The organism is Ruegeria sp. HKCCA0235A, assembly GCF_013033235.1.
In the GTDB taxonomy this organism is placed as follows: Bacteria; Pseudomonadota; Alphaproteobacteria; order Rhodobacterales; family Rhodobacteraceae; genus Ruegeria.
In genome coordinates, this window is the sequence record NZ_WQDQ01000004.1 from 40,740 (window position 1) to 56,409 (window position 15,670).

The window sequence follows — 15,670 nt, forward strand, 5'->3', positions numbered from 1 at the left end:
ATCCTTTCGGTGGGTCAGGTCCTGTCGAACAGGATCACATTTCGCTTGGCCGATCCGGTTTTTGTGTCGGCGATGGCCTCGTTGATCTGATCCAGTGACCAGCGGCCCGAGATCAGCTCATCCAGTTTCAGCCGCCCCTGTTTATACAGGTCCACCATCCAGGGTATGTCGCGCTGAATGACCACGTCGCCCATTTTCGACCCGACGATACCCTGGCCCAGGGCTGCCAATACAACAGGTTCATAGCTGGCCATGTCACCGGAATGTGGCATCCCGATCATGATCGCCTTGCCGCCGCGCCCAAGATAGCGCGGAGCCTGATCATAAGCGGGAACCGCGCCGACAGTGATCAGAACGGCATCGGCACCGCGCCCCCCCAGCGCCCTGTATGCGGCTTTCCATGGTTGATCCAAGCCGGCCAGGACGCCATGGGTTGCGCCGAACTCTTTGGCGATCTCAAGCTTTTCTTCGGTCATGTCCACGGCCACGATCCGCCGGGCGCCTGCAATCCGCGCGCCTTGAATTGCGTTCAGGCCGACACCGCCGGCCCCAATGACCACCACGTCCTGACCGGGGCGCACGCCTGCCGCATTCACTGCAGCGCCGACCCCGGTGATCACACCGCAGGACAGCAGGCTGGCCAGTTCCTTGGGCAGGTCATCCGGGATTTTGACGATCTGGCGGTGGCTTACCACGACCTTTTCGGCAAAGGCCCCGCATGCCATCGCCTGTTCGAGCGGGCCGCCATCGCCTGTTTTCAATGGACCTTTGACAGTGTCGTAGGGTGTTTCGCAAATTGTCGGTTGCCCGCCTGCACAGGCAGGGCAAGACCCGCAGGCGCGGATCAGGGTCACCACCACCGGGTCGCCGACCTTGAAATCCCCGGCCGCCTCTCCGACTGCGGTGATCACACCTGCGGCTTCGTGCCCGTAAACGGCTGGCAGGAACCCTCCCCATGCGCCGTCGGCATAGGAAATGTCCGAATGGCATATGGCCACGGCATCCAGTGTCACCTCGACCTCGCCCGTGCCAGGGGGGGCCAGATGAACGTCTTCGATCACCAGTGGCTCGCCAAATGCCCGGCAGACTGCGGCTTTGATTTTTTGCATGTTGTCCCTCACTCCCGTTGGGTTCACGGTGGCGCGGGAAAAGGCGGCTCGCAAGGCAGAAACCGCCATTAGCGTGTCGTTGTTACGCTACGACAGGCCGGGACCGTCTAAATAGAAGGAACCCTGCCAGCATCAACAAGAGTGCCAGCAGAAAAGGGGCGCCGGGCAGGTAGAGCGGGGTGTCAGGTCGAATGAACTGCGCGAATACGCTGGTCATCACCAACGGTGAGATCACCATCGAAAGCGCATGCAACGCAGTCAGGACACCCTGCAATTCACCTTGCTGCGAGTCTGGTGTGGCCCGTGACATCATCGCCTGAAGGGCGGGCGTGATGACCGCCCCAATGGCGGTAATCGGAATGAGAAGCAGTGCAATCAGGCCGTTGGTCAGAAAGGCCAGAATGGCGAAGCTTATGATTTCAAAGATCATGCCATAGATGATTGTTGCCCGCTCGCCCAAAAGCCGGATGGCCGGGCGGATCAGACCGCCTTGCACGACGGCCATGCCGATACCATAGATTCCAAGCGACAGGCCGATCATCTGCGCGGACCAACCGAAGCGCTCGGTCGTGAAATAGGACCAGATGGCCGGATAGACGTAGATTGAAACCGAATACAGGAAATAGACCCACAGCATCGGCCGGATGCCGGGCAATGATGCTATGGCGCGAAGCGAGTTCACCGGGTTCGCGCGCCGCAGGTTGAAGGCACGCCTGTTTTCATCGGTCACCGTTTCGGGCATCACGAAATATCCGATGCAGAAGGTCAACGCCGCCAAACCCGCAGCAGCCCAGAACGGTGCACGAGTTCCAAATTCGCTTAGCAATCCGCCGATCACCGGACCCAGGACGAACCCCACGCCAAAAGCGGCGCCCAGAAGGCCGAAATTTGCGGCCTTGTTTTTTGGGTCGGACACATCGGCCATGAAAGCCGCCGCTGTCGAATGGGTGGCCGCCGTGATGCCGCCGACGACACGACCGATCAGCAAAAGCCAGATGCTGCCCGCCATGGCCATGACGACGTAGTCTAGCGCCATGACGAACAAGGACACCAGCAATACCGTTCTGCGCCCGTAAGCATCGGAAAGGTTTCCCAGAATGGGGCCGAAGATGAATTGCATCGCGGCAAAGGCTGTGCTCAGCACACCGCCCCAGATCGCGGCATTGGCCAGGGTGCCGCCCTGAACCTCGACAATCAGTTGCGGCATGATCGGCATCACAAGACCAATGCCCATAGCATCGATCATGACGATGCCGAGGATGAAGAAAAACGGCAGACGCATGGGACCTGAACAAATGAGTTGTGAGCGGCACCCTAGTCATGCCCGACGAATGAGGAAAGAGACAGTTCCGCCGGACACCCCATGTCGTTGCGGCAGGTTGCTAGAGTTTGCCCGCCAGTTCGGACAGAAGCTCAGCCAATTCCTGCGGATGTGAAAAAAACGGCGAATGCGAGCTGTCGATTGTACGTCGAAGGTTTTCGGGGACGCAGGCGCTCATGTCTGCCTGGTACTCGGTCGGTATCGTGTGGTCGTCGGTTGTTCGGATATAGGCCTTGGGGACCTTGGCAAAGCGTGCGCCGACAGGCAGCGGTGTTTCTTGTGGCAGGATGGCTTGCGGACACAGGCGCGCGTATGCGTATGGCAGGATGTCGTCCGGGCAATCGTGATAAAACAGCTGTGGGACCGCATCCACGGACACGGTATAGGAAAGCCCGTCCGCAGATTTTTCCACTGCGTGCGCAATGGTTTGCCGCGGCCCGCGCCTGCGCATTTCCGCCATCGAAAGACCATCCCGGGGGACATAGGCACACAGGTAAATCAAAGCGCGCATTGCATCCGGGCGCGCCTCGGCCGCTGCGCTGATCGGAAAGCCGGCCCAGGAATGGCCGACGACGATCGTATCGGGTGTACAGGCGTTCAAAATGGCATCGCGGCAACTGTCCAGCGTGACGTCGGCCACCGGCGTGGGGTCTGCACCATGGCTGGGCATGTCGATGGCGCGGGCGGTATGGCCGAGGGCTTCCAAAGCGGGGATCAGGTCGCGCCAGCACCAGGCGCCGTGACACGAGCCATGGACCAACAGGAAGGACGTCATTGTCATTCTCCTTCAGACATGTCCGATTTCGGTCAGAAATCCGGTCAGGATTTCTGCGTATTCCGCCGGTTTCTCAACGCAAGGCAAATGTCCGGCGCGGCGGATCAGCCGAAATCGGGATCCAGGAACAAGATCAATCGTTTCCCGCACCAGATCGGGCGGGGTCGATCCGTCTTCGCTGCCCGCAATCCCAAGCGTGGGCAGGCGCAGGCCGCTTGTTGGGGTAAAAAAGTCGGTACCGGCAATGGCGGCACAGCAGCCCAGATACCCTTCGACTGGTTGGCTGACCATCATATCGCGCCAGGGCAGGTGGTTTTGCGCGGGGCGGTATTCGCGCGAGAACCAACGCTCCATCGTGGCATCCGCCAGAGCCTCGATCCCGCCCTTTCGCACCGCCTGAATACGCTCTTGCCAGATCGAAGGCGTGGCGATCTTGGCAGCGGTGTTCGACAGCACCAGCGCACGAACCTGGTCCATGCGTTTGACCGCCAGCCCCTGCGCGATCATCCCGCCAATAGAGAGGCCGACAAAGACGCAATCGCGAACCTGAAGGTGATCCAGCAGCGCCTCGGCATCCCGCACCAGAGCGCCCATCGAATAGGGTGCAGGGGGCACCGAGGATTGCCCGTGCCCACGTTTGTCATACCGGATGATGCGCAGCCCGTCGGGCATGTATGGCAGCACCGCGTCCCAGAGATGCAGGTCGGTTCCCAGGGAATTGGCAAACACAATGGGTGCACCGTCCGTGGGGCCGTCGATGCGGTAGTTCAGTTTCACGTCGCCCAGATCAGCGATCATCATGACAAAGGTCCTTGTCGTCATGCGGTCCTGATGCAATTTGCACAGCTTTCGCACCCATGTCAGGTCAGGAATTCCAACGCCTTAGCAAATATTCCCGGATCGACATTCCCGCCCGATGTGACGACGATCACGTCGTCGCCTTCGATCTCGTCGCCCCGGAAAAGGGCTGCGGCCAGGGCTACGGCGCCGCCGGGTTCCAACACGATTTTAAGGCGCAGAAAGGCATATGCCATGGCCTGCAATGCCTCGTCTTCGGTGACAGAAAGTCCGGGGCCGCAAAGACGGTGAAGGATCGGAAAGGTGATGTCGCCGGGCTGCGGTGTCAGGATCGCATCGCATATGTTACCCGACGCCGCATTGTTGTTTTGAATGCGACCTGACGCCAAGGATCGTTTGACGTCGTCGAACCCTTCCGGCTCACAGGGGCGCGCCCGCAAATTCGGCGCGTGTTTCTCCAGCGCCAGCGCAATGCCCGAGGTCAAACCTCCGCCGCCGCAACAGATCAGAACATCCGCCTGCGAAACCCCAATTTCCGCTGCCTGCCTGGCGATTTCCAGCCCGGTTGTACCTTGCCCCGCGATGACCTGCGGTTCGTCATAGGGGCGGATCAGGGTCAGACCCCGTTCGGCAGCGATGGCTTCGCCTATTTCCTCTCGTTTTTCATTCGCACGATCGTACAAAACGACTTCGCCGCCCAGCGCACGGGTGTTGTCGATCTTGAGTTGCGGCGCGTCCGACGGCATGACAATGACCGAGGCAATCCCGTGCTTCGCGGCGGCCATCGCAACGCCTTGCGCATGGTTGCCTGATGAATATGCGATCACACCACGCTGGCGTATGCCCTCATCCAGCGCCGAAATGGCCGACCACGCGCCGCGAAACTTGAAACTGCCGGTATGTTGCAGGCATTCCGGTTTGACCCAAATCCGGCGGCCCGCAAGCGTATCGAGAAAGGGCGACGACAGGATCGGCGTTTCGCGAACGTGTCCTTTCAGCCGCTCTGCGGCGGCTTCGATCATCTCAAATGTGCTCATGCGGCGTTCTTCAATACCTTCTGTATCAGGTCCAGTGATTGGGGTTCGTTCAGGAAAGGAACATGCCCACGATCTGGTACCTCGACCGAGATCAGGCCCGGGTGTCGGTGCCGCATCTCGGCCAGAGTGGCCACGTCCAGAACATCGGAATTCGCGCCCCGGATCACACCGGTGGGAATGTCGCGCAAGGCTTCGAAGAACACCCATAGATCAGGGGCTGCCCCGCTTGCAGCTTGTTCAAGAAGCGCCTTGCGCAAGGCTGGATCATATCGCAGCTTCAGCCCACCCTTGCGCATTTCATACTGAAATTCTGCCTGTTTGCGCCAGGTTTCCAGTGGAACACCGGGAAATTGCGGCTCCATTACGTGTTTCAATGCGGCGGCGGCTTCATCATAGGTTTTGGCCGTGGGCTGCGCCCCCACGTAGGCCATGATCTTGGCGATGCCCGACGGCTCGATAACCGGCCCCACGTCATTCAGAATTACGGCGGCCAGACGTTCAGGATGGCTTGCGGCCAGCGCCATGGCGATCAACCCGCCGCGCGATGTGCCCAGAATGACTGCTTTAGCGATCCCCAGATGATCGAGCAGCTCAATCGCGTCATGGGATTCGCGGAAGATATTGTAGTTCATGAAATCGGAGTCGTATTCCGAACGCCCGCGCCCCCTGTAATCCATGGCGATCATGCGCAGGCCCGAGGCATGTGGCGCAAAAAACGAAAAGTCGCGGCTGTTTCGGGTCAGACCAGCCAGGCACAAAAGCGGCGTGCCGGTGCCGGCCTCTTCGAAATAGATGCGCCTGCCGTCCGTTGTCATGAATTCTGACATCAGAGACCTGCCAGCTTGGGAATCGAGGTCAGATCGGACAGCACATGCGCAGGTGTCCAGGGAAGGCGATCCATGGGTTCACCAATCCGATTGACCCATGCGGTCACAAAACCGTACCCGCTGGCCCCGGCAGCGTCCCAGCCGTTCGAACTGACGAACAAGACCTCATCGCGTGCGCAGCCAAACCTGTCTTGCACCAGATCATAGACACGGGCGTGGGGTTTGAAGACGCCGACGCTTTCGACCGACAGAACATCATCCAATACATCGCCGATTCCGGCGGACTTCACGGCTCCGTCCAGCATAGGGGGCGACCCATTGGACAGGATCGCCGTTTGCAGCCCACCATCCTTGAGGGCATTCAGCATGGCCGGAACTTCGGGATAGGCCTGCAATTCCCAATAGAGATCAAGCAGACGTTGGCGCAGTTCCGGGTTGCCTTGCAGGCCTGTGGCCTCCAGAGCCCAATCCAGCCCGTCCTGGGTGACGTCCCAGAAATCCGCATGCGCATCCGCCACGGCGCGCAGCCATGTGTATTGCAGTTGTTTCAGACGCCAATGCCCCGCAACTTTGGTCCATTTGTCTTTCAGGGCTTCGAAACCCGGCTCGTCTGCCGCCTGTCGGGCAGCCGCGGCAACATCGAACAATGTTCCGTAGGCGTCGAACACACAGGTCGTGATCGGCATATGGTCCTCCTTAGATTGCGCGCAGGTTGGCACATCGGCGCAGGGGGTGAAAGAGCCGAGGGTTTACAACATTGTGTCAACCTATAGGGTTGGCCGCTTAACCCCTTGGAACGGCCGGAGGCCACGATGACCGAAATCAAACAAGGCGACACGGTTCGCATCCACTACACCGGGACGTTGCTGGACGGCAAAGTCTTTGACAGCTCGGACGAGCGTGATCCGCTGGAATTCGTGGTCGGGTCGGGCCAGATCATCCCGGGTCTGGACCGTGCCATGCCGGGCCTGTCCACCGGGGACAAGACGCGGGTCGAGATTGCCTGCACCGACGCCTACGGCCCGATCAACCCGGCGATGCGTCAGGAAATTCCCCGTGAAGGCATTCCAGACGACATCCCCCTGGATCCAGGGACACAGTTGCAGATGCAAACGCCAGAAGGTCAAGCCGTGCCTGTAACGGTTGTGGATTCGAATGAAGCCACCGTTACCCTAGATGCAAATCATCCGCTGGCAGGGCAGGATCTGGTTTTCGAGATCGAAGTCGTTTCAGTCAACTGAGAGACATGGTTCGGGCCGGATGTCCGGCCCGGATCTCACCCTATCAGAGTGTGAATCGCGGCCCGCACCTGTGGCTGCGTAAAGAAGACGAACACCAGCAACAGCGAAGTCAACGTAAGCAATAGCACCCTGGCCCGTTGGCTGAGAAAGCCGGGTTTTCGCCTGCTTTGCGTGACGCGTGCATTATTTGCAATGATCTGGTCAAGTTTGCTCATATCGATTACCTGCCGCCAAATGATGGTGAAATCTGGGCAGCGGCAGGGAAAGATATGGTCACATGGATTCGGGTTGAGGCATGCCCAGAACATGGAAACCACCGTCAACGCGGATGATCTCACCCGTCGTGCAGGCACCTGCATCTGACGTCAGGTACACAGCCGTTCCGCCGACAGCTTCAAGTGTGGCGTTAGAGCGCATCGGTGCATTCTGATCGCAGAATTTGTAGGTCTTGCGCGCGCCGCCGATGGCTGCACCGGCGAGGGTTCTCATCGGCCCCGGGGAAATCGCATTCACGCGGATGCCATCGGGGCCAAGATCGTTGGCCAGATAGCGCGTTGCTGATTCCAGCGCAGCCTTTGCGACACCCATCACGTTGTAGTTGGGCACAACCCGGTTGGAACCCTGATAAGTCAGGGTCAACAGGGAACCGCCATTGTCTTTCATCATCGGATAGGCGCGACGCGCGACCTCGATGAAGGAATAGGCCGAAACATCCATCGAATGCTTGAAATTCGCCCGTGTTGTATTCAGGAACCGACCTGTCAACTCGGACTTATCCGAATAGGCGATCGCATGGACCAGGAAATCTATGGTGGGCCAACGTTCGGCCAACTCGCCAAAAGCGCGATCCAGAGACTCGTCGTCGGTGACATCCGCATCGACCATGAAATCGCTGCCCAGGCTCTGAGCCAGCGGCTCCAGCCGTTTTCCGAATGCCTCGCCCTGATAGGTGAATGCCAGTTCGGCGCCAGCCTCGTGCATGGCCTTGGCAATGCCCCACGCAATCGAGCGGTCATTGGCCACGCCCATGATCAGGCCGCGTTTACCTTTGAGAAGATCCGACATTACTTTCACCCGTTATACTTTGAAAGAACCATGGACCCGTTTGTGCCGCCAAAGCCGAAGCTGTTGGTCATGACACTGTCCAGTCCTGCGTTTTCAACCACTTGAGTTGCAATTTCACCGGGCTGAATGCCTTCGGCAAGCGTGTCGACATTGATCGATGGTGTAATGAAATCATTTTCCAGCATCAGCAGGCAGAAAATAGTTTCAAGCGCGCCCGCCGCGCCCTGAGCGTGGCCTGTCATCGACTTTGTCGAGGAGATGGGGGGTACGTTGCCTTCGCCAAAGATGCGGCGCACTGCCTCTACCTCACCCACATCGCCGACGGGGGTCGAGGTGCCGTGGGCATTGATATAGCCGACCTTGCGCCCCTCGGGCAGGGTACTCAGAGCAAGTCTCATCGCGCGCTCGCCGCCCTCACCTGAAGGAGCAACCATGTCGTGGCCGTCTGAAGTTGCGGCATAACCCGTAACTTCAGCATAAATCTTGGCGCCGCGGGCCAGGGCGTGGTCCAGTTCTTCCAGAACAACGATTCCACCGCCGCCCGAAATCACGAAACCATCGCGGTTTTCGTCGAACGCGCGCGAGGCTTTATCGGGTGTGTCATTATATTTCGACGACATCGCGCCCATTGCATCGAACAGGCAGGAAAGCGTCCAGTCCAGTTCTTCACCGCCGCCGGCGAACATCACGTCCTGTTTGCCAAGCATGATCTGTTCGGCCGCGTTGCCGATGCAATGCAGCGAGGTCGAGCAGGCCGACGTGATCGAATAGTTGATGCCCTTAATCTTGAACGCGGTCGCCAGATTGGCCGAGATCGTCGAGCACATGCATTTCGGCACGGCAAACGGCCCGATGCGCTTGGTCGCGCCCGTCTTCAGAACAGTCTGATGCGCCGTCAGCATCGCGCTGGTCGATGGTCCGCCAGAGCCCGCAACCAACCCGGTGCGTGGATTAACGATCTGGTCTTCGGTCAGCCCGGAATCGGCAATCGCCTGGCTCATGGCGATATGTGCATAGGCCGCCCCTGGACCCATGAAGCGCAATGTGCGCTTGTCCACATGCTGGGCCACGTCGATCTTGAGCGTTCCTGCGATCTGGCTGCGAAAACCATGTTCCGCCATCTGTTCGCTGGCCACGATCCCGGATTTACCTGCTTTGAGCGAGGTCAGTACCTCTTCGGCATTGTTCCCGATCGAGGACACAACCCCCAGACCGGTGACGACTACTCGACGCATGTGCGCACTCCTTGTTTCAGACCGTTCAGGCTCAGGCCTCGGACAGAACGACCTTCATGTCCTTGACATCATAAATCATCTCGCCATCGGCTTCGACAATGCCATCCGCCACACCCATTGTCAGGCGGCGCGTTTGAATCGCTTTTTTGAAATCGATTTTATACGTCAGCATCTTGCGGTCCGGGCGCACCATGCCGGTCAGCTTTACTTCGCCGACGCCAACGGCCATGCCGCGCCCCTGCCATCCACGCCAGCCAAGGTTGAAACCGGTCAGTTGCCAAAGCCCGTCCAGCCCCAGACAGCCCGGCATGATCGGGTTGCCCGGAAAGTGGCACTCAAAGAACCAAAGGTCGGGTGTGATGTCGAATTCGGCCAGCACATGGCCCTTGCCGTGCAGACCACCATCGGCAGAGATGTCGGTGATCCGGTCCATCATCAGCATCGGTGGGGCGGGCAATTGTGCGTTGCCGGGGCCAAATAACTCACCGCGAGCGCATTTCAGCAGATCATCTTTGTCAAAACTGCTAGGGAACTGGGCCATTCTGCCACCTTTCCTGCCGGGGGTCTGTCTTTTCATCTGGCTTCGTCTAACACCCGTTTGCAAGGTCCTGCAAGAGCGGCGCGCCACATCATGTTGTGTTGGTTCTTATCTTGCGAATGAATTTCATTTGTAATTGCCGGTGATGCGCCCCTATATATATAGGCAGTAATAACGGGTATCGGATCGATGACACCTCAGAGCCGCGAAATCGCAACAGGTTGGCTGGTGAATGCCGGCTTGCGACCGACGCGTCAGCGCGTGGCGCTGGCCGAGCTTCTGGTGGGCGACGGCCGCCATCGCCATGTCACCGCAGAAAGCCTTTTTGAATCGGCAAAGGCGAATGGGGATGCGGTGTCTCTGGCAACGGTCTACAACACCCTGCGTGCTTTCTGCGATGCAGGCGTCCTGCAAGAAATCACAGTGGACGGATCGAAAAGCTATTTCGACACGAACACACACGATCATCCTCACTTTTATTGGGAAGACGACGCAAGGCTAAGTGATGCGCCGTCGGATCAGCTGGTCATTCAGCGCCTTCCCGAGGCGCCGGAAGGTGTCGAAATCGCCTCTGTCGATGTCGTCATTCGCTTGCGCAGGAAGTAACAGACCTTAAACGCCTGTCAGCCCGGCCACCAAAACACGTTCGGCCTTTTCTATGACCGTGTCAGAGGGCCCTGTACCGTGCCGTGCCAGAACGACGGATTCTGCTGTGTCCGGATTGGCAATCGGTACGCTGACCAGATGCTTGTTGTCATAGCTGACGCTGCTGGGTGGGCTGGTATAGCTGATCCCGATTCCCTCACCATGGGCGGCAAGGCTGCGTTGGATTTCAAGGGATGCGGCCCGGTGCGCGACGGTAGGGCGCAGCCCGTTCTGCCGGAACAGGCCGAGAATGTGTTGGGCGGACAAACCTTCCGAAGACAGAATCAGCGGATAACCCTCCAGCAACGCAAGGGTGACTTCCGTGGTTGTCGCCAATGGATGATCCGGGGACATCAACGCCTTCGGTTTGCTGTCGAACAGCTTTGTACGGGCGAACCCCGCATCCATGGTCAGGTCGTATGTGATTGCAATGTCAATCTGGCCATCCATCAATCCATTCAGCAGCCCTTCGAAGGACCCGGCCACATATGTAAGGTTGATATCGGTGAACGTGTCGCGGAGAAGTTGCAGGGCCGGGGCCAAAAGGAAGGGGGCCAGGTCCGTAAAGCAGCCCAATCTCAGCCTGGTGGTGCCCGGCGCGGAGGTATCGGACGTTTCGATTCGCGCAGCATTTTTCAGCAAGACCTCGGCCTGGTCTATGAACGCACGTCCCTGGGGTGTCAGTGCCATGGCTGCACCTCGGCGGCGAACGAACAGCGGATACCCCAAATGGGCTTCAACACGCGTCAGCGCAGTGGACAAGGCCGGTTGCGAAACATTGAGATGCTGGGCTGCCGCCGACAAACTGCCGTGACGCCCGATTGCACAGACATATTCATATTGGCGCAGTGAAATATATAACATGAGCTTAATAATGACTTCGAAAGATATGATTTGAACAGAATACACTTTTCCGGGCAAAAACAAAAAAACTTCAGGAGCTTCCGATGCCACACCCTCTTGTTTCTCAGCAGATGATCGACACTTATCAGGCCGACGGCGTCGTACTGGTCAAAGGGCTGTTTGCGGATCACGTGGATCAACTGCGCGATGGTGTGGCCGCGAATATGGCCGATCCCGGTCCGTATGCGTCCGAAAACAAGAAGGCCGGTGAAACAGGTCGTTTCTTTGATGATTATTGCAACTGGACCCGGATTCCACAGTTCCGCGACGTGATCGAGACGTCTCCTGCAGCTGAGGTTGCCGCGGATCTGATGCAATCGAGACGCGTTCAGATGTTTCACGATCACGTGCTGGTCAAGGAACCCGGTACGTCGATGGCGACGCCGTGGCATCAGGACGGCCCATATTATTTCGTCGAGGGTCAGCAGACGATCAGCTTCTGGTCTCCGCTTGATCCGGTCAGGCAGGCGACGCTGCGGTGTGTCGCCGGGTCGCACCGATGGGAGAAAGAAGTTCTGCCGACCCGATGGGTTTCCGAGGACGGCTTTTTCCCGGATGAAGGTCAGTACATCCCTGTGCCGGATCCGGATGCCGAAGGTATGAAGATCGTCGAATTCGAGATGGAGCCCGGCGATGCCGTCGCTTTCAACTATCGCACGCTGCACGGTGCGCGCGGAAACCAGTCGGACAGCCGTCGCCGCGCCTTTTCACTGCGGCTGGTGGGCGACGATGCCCGGTATGTAGAGCGCCCCGGCCGAACCTCGCCCCCGTTTCCCGGTCATGACATGACGCCGGGACAGCGCCTGCGCGAGGATTGGTTTCCGATTCTGTTGCAGCGCCAGGCCGGCTCAGAACCACTGACCTGATTCGATCAGCCCGAGATCCAGCAGCTGGCGGGACTGCCATTCAAACGGCACCGAGTTGTGCCAGCAAAAGCTTCGGATGTCAAAGGTTGACCCTGCATTGGATTTCAGCGCCTTCGCGGCACGGAAGGAACAAATGGCGGCCGTCAGGTTGTGATGCCAGGGACAGGAATAGGTATTGTATTCCGGTTCGTTGAACGTGTGATCGGGTCTCAGCACCAGGTTTTTTTGCGCTTTGAACAATGCGATGCGGTCGATCCTGCGACGTTCGTAGGGGATGTGGTCCTCGAACCGCCATCGCAACCCGCCTGAAAGATCCACCTGACGGTCCAGCGGTTGGCCGCTTGGGTCGTGGCGGGTATGGGCATAATAGCCAACGCTGTCGAACATGGCCTGATCGGGGGCCACGCCATTGGGATGTGCGGTCAGATCCTCGGCGTACAGGTCAACGACATAGCTGAGCATCGCATTGCGACGCTCTTCACCATGAAAGACAAGCATCTCGCCCACGCTGCGCGTTTCGCAGTAGGGAAAGAATAGGTATTCGGCGTTGTAGCAATAATACATCCAGATGCCGGGTGCGGCCTGAATGATCCTGTTTATGGTTTCGAACACGACCAGCCGGGGAACACATTTCAAATTGATCCGATGCACCTTGGCGGACAGGTCCTCTGTCAGGTGAAACTCGTCCGGGGCAAAGACGATCACGGATTTGAAGCCGAGCCTTAGATGATGGTGCAGCGTGCTGGCCAGCTCCACGTCGTCCTCGGCAAAAATCAATGCTACGGGGCCTTTGGACAGTGCGGCCTGTCCCGATTTCAGGAAATGGTCGAGGGAATCGTACGTCATCGGGTGCTTTTTGGTCCGGCCTTGCTGGAAAGTCCTGCCAAATTCGGGTAATTGCGCCCGCATTGCAAGCGGCGTTCGAAGCGTATAGATGACGCCGATCCAGCGAATGCAAAGGCCCGTCCCATGTCCGAACCGAAGAAGCTGTTTATCAAGACTTATGGCTGTCAGATGAACGTCTATGACAGTGAACGCATGTCCGAGGCGCTGGGCGGGCAGGGCTATGTCGAAACCAAAACGCCTGACGATGCCGACATGATTCTGCTGAACACTTGTCACATCCGCGAAAAAGCGGCTGAGAAAGTTTATTCAGAACTCGGTCGCTTCAAGGGTCTGAAGGCCGAAAAGCCTGACCTGAAAATCGGTGTGGCAGGCTGTGTTGCGCAGGCCGAAGGTGAAGAAATCATGCGCCGCCAGCCGCTGGTCGATCTGGTCGTCGGTCCGCAAAGCTATCACCGTCTGCCCGAGATGGAGGCCAAGACCCGTGCGGGCGAAAAGGCGCTGGACACCGATTTCCCCGAGGAAGACAAGTTCGAAAAACTGAAAAACCGTCCCAAGGCCAAGCGCGGCCCGACGGCGTTTCTGACTGTTCAGGAAGGGTGCGACAAGTTCTGCGCCTTCTGCGTGGTGCCTTATACGCGTGGGGCCGAAGTCAGCCGCCCCGCGGATCGCATCATCCGCGAAGCCCATGATCTGGTTGAACGCGGCGTGCGCGAGATCACGCTGCTAGGTCAGAACGTGAACGCCTATCACGGGGCCGGCCCCGACGGAGACATGACCCTGGCAGGGCTGATCTGGGAACTGAACAAGGTTGACGGGCTGGAACGTATTCGTTTCACCACGTCGCACCCCAATGACATGGCCGACGACCTGATCGAGGCACATGGCAGCTGTGAGAAACTGATGCCGTATCTGCACCTGCCGGTTCAGTCGGGCTCGGACCGTATCCTCAAGCGAATGAATCGCAGCCACACGGCAGAAAGCTATCTGCGCCTGATCGAACGCATTCGTGCGGCGCGCCCGGATATCGTGATGTCAGGGGATTTCATCGTCGGCTTCCCCGAAGAAACCGAAGAGGATTTTCAGGCAACGTTGGATTTGGTTGAAGAGGTCAAATACGGCTACGCCTATTCCTTCAAGTATTCCACACGCCCGGGAACACCGGCGGCCGAGCGGGCTCAGGTTGATCCGGCTGCGGCGGATGATCGATTGCAGCGCCTTCAGGCCCTTATCACAAGACACCAAAGGGAAATTCAGGACGGTATGGTCGGTCGTACAGTCCGCGTTTTGTTTGAAAAACCGGGCCGCCTGCCGGGCCAGATGGTCGGAAAATCCGAGTATCTGCATTCGGTGCACGTGAAGGGCACCGGGATTGCCGTTGGTGATCTGAAAGAGGTCCGGATCACCGACTCGGGCGCCAATTCTTTGGCGGGTGAGCTGCTCTGAGTCGGTAAGATTCCGCCGTTCAGACACCATAGTTGGTGTTTGTTTCGAAAATTTACCCTTGATTTATTGCTTGGAACTATGCTCCGAGAGGAGCCATGTTTTTTCAGGCGCTGTTTTTGCGTCAAAAAAACGATTATTCGCCGATCCCGAGATCGGAGTGATGGAGGTACGAGTGCCAATCTTGAACAGCTTCAGGACCCTGAGCCTAGTGAAAACCTTGCCTTTGGCCTCGGTTGTCACTTTTTTTGCCAGCGCGACGATTGCCGGAGACCTGAAGGGCACGACAACCGATCCTGTCGTTATCAGCCCTAAGAAGTTCAGCAGTGACGTCAGTGCATTTTACCTGGGGATTGCTGGCGGCTACGCCTCAGGCTGGGACGATCGATTTGGACTGAGAACGCCCGCCGGGCTGTTTGATATTGGCGACCTGAACGTATCCGGCGCATACGGTGGCTTTCGTGGTGGCTGGCGTGGTGTTCTGCCTTCAAGGTGGGGGCGTGATTTCGTTTATGGTTTTGAAGTCAGTTATGATTTCGGATCCTTGGACGATAGTGTCAGAACCCAGATCTCTGGTGCCGATGTTCAGGGTGGGACAGAGGTTTCTGACGTTTTGTCCCTCAGGTACCGAAGCGGCCTGACAAGTCGAAACGGTCGGGTTCTGTACTTTTTCAGTGTCGGTTACTTGTGGGGGGATGTTGAGACAACCAACAATATCGCAACGGGGACTTCGACACAGAATTTTGCGGTGTCGGATCGGCGGGGCGGATATGCCGCAAGCATCGGTGCCGAACACAAGCTGACCGACAATTGGTCGGTCACCGGCGAATACGAATACGTCCAGTTCAAATCCGAAGACGTTCAATTCGGTTCGGGCTTTTCCACGAAGTCCACACCGAAATACGGCGGCTTGAGATTCGGGCTGAACTATACGTTCTGATGCGCGTCTGACAGGCTTTTTCTTTTGTATGATCGGCGCTTTTGTCATCTGTGGGCTTATTTTTGAAACTGTGGCTTGCGCCCA

At 58.1% G+C, this 15,670-nt stretch carries 18 protein-coding genes; 5 read left to right on the plus strand and 13 right to left on the minus strand.

Annotated features, from left to right (window positions below; genetic code table 11):
* Positions 1-14: 14 nt before the first annotated feature.
* The 7 genes from GOW56_RS08255 to GOW56_RS08285 form a co-directional block, all read right to left on the minus strand.
* Positions 15-1,109, minus strand: coding sequence for a Zn-dependent alcohol dehydrogenase (locus GOW56_RS08255; protein ID WP_171205585.1), 1,095 nt, complete (start codon positions 1,107-1,109; stop codon positions 15-17).
* 82 nt (positions 1,110-1,191) lie between these two features.
* Positions 1,192-2,391: a TCR/Tet family MFS transporter gene (locus GOW56_RS08260; RefSeq protein ID WP_171205586.1), complete on the minus strand. Its 1,200-nt coding sequence runs from the start codon at positions 2,389-2,391 to the stop codon at positions 1,192-1,194.
* Positions 2,392-2,491: 100 nt separating this feature from the next.
* Positions 2,492-3,205, minus strand: coding sequence for an alpha/beta fold hydrolase (locus GOW56_RS08265; protein ID WP_171205587.1), 714 nt, complete (start codon positions 3,203-3,205; stop codon positions 2,492-2,494).
* A gap of 12 nt (positions 3,206-3,217) precedes the next feature.
* The gene (gene pcaD, locus GOW56_RS08270; RefSeq protein ID WP_171205761.1) at positions 3,218-4,006 is read right to left on the minus strand and encodes a 3-oxoadipate enol-lactonase; all 789 of its coding nucleotides are present in this window, start codon (positions 4,004-4,006) and stop codon (positions 3,218-3,220) included.
* A gap of 59 nt (positions 4,007-4,065) precedes the next feature.
* Positions 4,066-5,040, minus strand: coding sequence for a threonine/serine dehydratase (locus GOW56_RS08275; RefSeq protein ID WP_171117357.1), 975 nt, complete (start codon positions 5,038-5,040; stop codon positions 4,066-4,068).
* Complete coding sequence (locus GOW56_RS08280) at positions 5,037-5,867, minus strand: alpha/beta fold hydrolase (protein ID WP_171170952.1); 831 nt, start codon at positions 5,865-5,867, stop codon at positions 5,037-5,039. The genes GOW56_RS08275 and GOW56_RS08280 overlap by 4 nt, the downstream gene beginning before the upstream one ends.
* Entirely contained in the window at positions 5,867-6,553 is a 687-nt protein-coding gene (locus tag GOW56_RS08285; RefSeq protein ID WP_171205588.1) for a haloacid dehalogenase type II, read from the minus strand. The genes GOW56_RS08280 and GOW56_RS08285 overlap by 1 nt, the downstream gene beginning before the upstream one ends.
* Positions 6,554-6,679: 126 nt before the next feature.
* On the opposite strand from GOW56_RS08285, the gene GOW56_RS08290 reads away from it, so the two are divergent.
* The gene (locus GOW56_RS08290) at positions 6,680-7,108 is read left to right on the plus strand and encodes a peptidylprolyl isomerase (protein ID WP_171205589.1); all 429 of its coding nucleotides are present in this window, start codon (positions 6,680-6,682) and stop codon (positions 7,106-7,108) included.
* A gap of 35 nt (positions 7,109-7,143) precedes the next feature.
* Here the strand turns inward: GOW56_RS08290 and GOW56_RS08295 are convergent, their stop codons facing one another.
* Genes GOW56_RS08295 through fabA form a run of 4 tightly spaced genes read right to left on the minus strand, consistent with a single transcriptional unit; the run spans position 7,144 to position 9,949 of the window.
* Entirely contained in the window at positions 7,144-7,323 is a 180-nt protein-coding gene (locus GOW56_RS08295; protein WP_171205590.1) for a hypothetical protein, read from the minus strand.
* 58 nt (positions 7,324-7,381) lie between these two features.
* Positions 7,382-8,173 carry an enoyl-ACP reductase gene (locus GOW56_RS08300; protein WP_171117365.1) on the minus strand — a complete coding sequence of 264 codons (792 nt, stop codon included), beginning with the start codon at positions 8,171-8,173 and terminating at the stop codon, positions 7,382-7,384.
* 5 nt (positions 8,174-8,178) lie between these two features.
* Positions 8,179-9,408 (minus strand): beta-ketoacyl-ACP synthase I, encoded by a 1,230-nt coding sequence (gene fabB, locus GOW56_RS08305; protein ID WP_171117367.1) that lies wholly within the window; start codon positions 9,406-9,408, stop codon positions 8,179-8,181.
* Between the two features lie 31 nt (positions 9,409-9,439).
* The gene (fabA, locus tag GOW56_RS08310) at positions 9,440-9,949 is read right to left on the minus strand and encodes a bifunctional 3-hydroxydecanoyl-ACP dehydratase/trans-2-decenoyl-ACP isomerase (protein WP_152457158.1); all 510 of its coding nucleotides are present in this window, start codon (positions 9,947-9,949) and stop codon (positions 9,440-9,442) included.
* A gap of 186 nt (positions 9,950-10,135) precedes the next feature.
* On the opposite strand from fabA, the gene irrA reads away from it, so the two are divergent.
* Complete coding sequence (gene irrA / locus GOW56_RS08315) at positions 10,136-10,552, plus strand: iron response transcriptional regulator IrrA (RefSeq protein WP_117872833.1); 417 nt, start codon at positions 10,136-10,138, stop codon at positions 10,550-10,552.
* Between the two features lie 6 nt (positions 10,553-10,558).
* On the opposite strand, the gene GOW56_RS08320 is transcribed toward irrA, so the two are convergent.
* Positions 10,559-11,455 carry a LysR family transcriptional regulator gene (locus GOW56_RS08320; protein WP_171205591.1) on the minus strand — a complete coding sequence of 299 codons (897 nt, stop codon included), beginning with the start codon at positions 11,453-11,455 and terminating at the stop codon, positions 10,559-10,561.
* An 83-nt stretch (positions 11,456-11,538) separates the two neighbouring features.
* Between GOW56_RS08320 and GOW56_RS08325 the strand changes: the two genes are divergently transcribed.
* Entirely contained in the window at positions 11,539-12,360 is an 822-nt protein-coding gene (locus GOW56_RS08325; protein WP_171117374.1) for a phytanoyl-CoA dioxygenase family protein, read from the plus strand.
* On the opposite strand, the gene GOW56_RS08330 is transcribed toward GOW56_RS08325, so the two are convergent.
* On the minus strand, positions 12,343-13,206 hold the full coding sequence (locus tag GOW56_RS08330) for a hypothetical protein (protein WP_171205592.1): 864 nt from the start codon (positions 13,204-13,206) through the stop codon (positions 12,343-12,345). The two genes, GOW56_RS08325 and GOW56_RS08330, sit on opposite strands and share 18 nt — an antisense overlap.
* A 123-nt stretch (positions 13,207-13,329) precedes the next feature.
* Here GOW56_RS08330 and miaB point away from each other — a divergent pair, with 123 nt between their 5' ends.
* Entirely contained in the window at positions 13,330-14,649 is a 1,320-nt protein-coding gene (miaB, locus tag GOW56_RS08335) for a tRNA (N6-isopentenyl adenosine(37)-C2)-methylthiotransferase MiaB (RefSeq protein ID WP_171170939.1), read from the plus strand.
* Positions 14,650-14,821: 172 nt separating this feature from the next.
* The gene (locus tag GOW56_RS08340) at positions 14,822-15,586 is read left to right on the plus strand and encodes an outer membrane protein (RefSeq protein ID WP_371807889.1); all 765 of its coding nucleotides are present in this window, start codon (positions 14,822-14,824) and stop codon (positions 15,584-15,586) included.
* Positions 15,587-15,670: the final 84 nt, after the last annotated feature.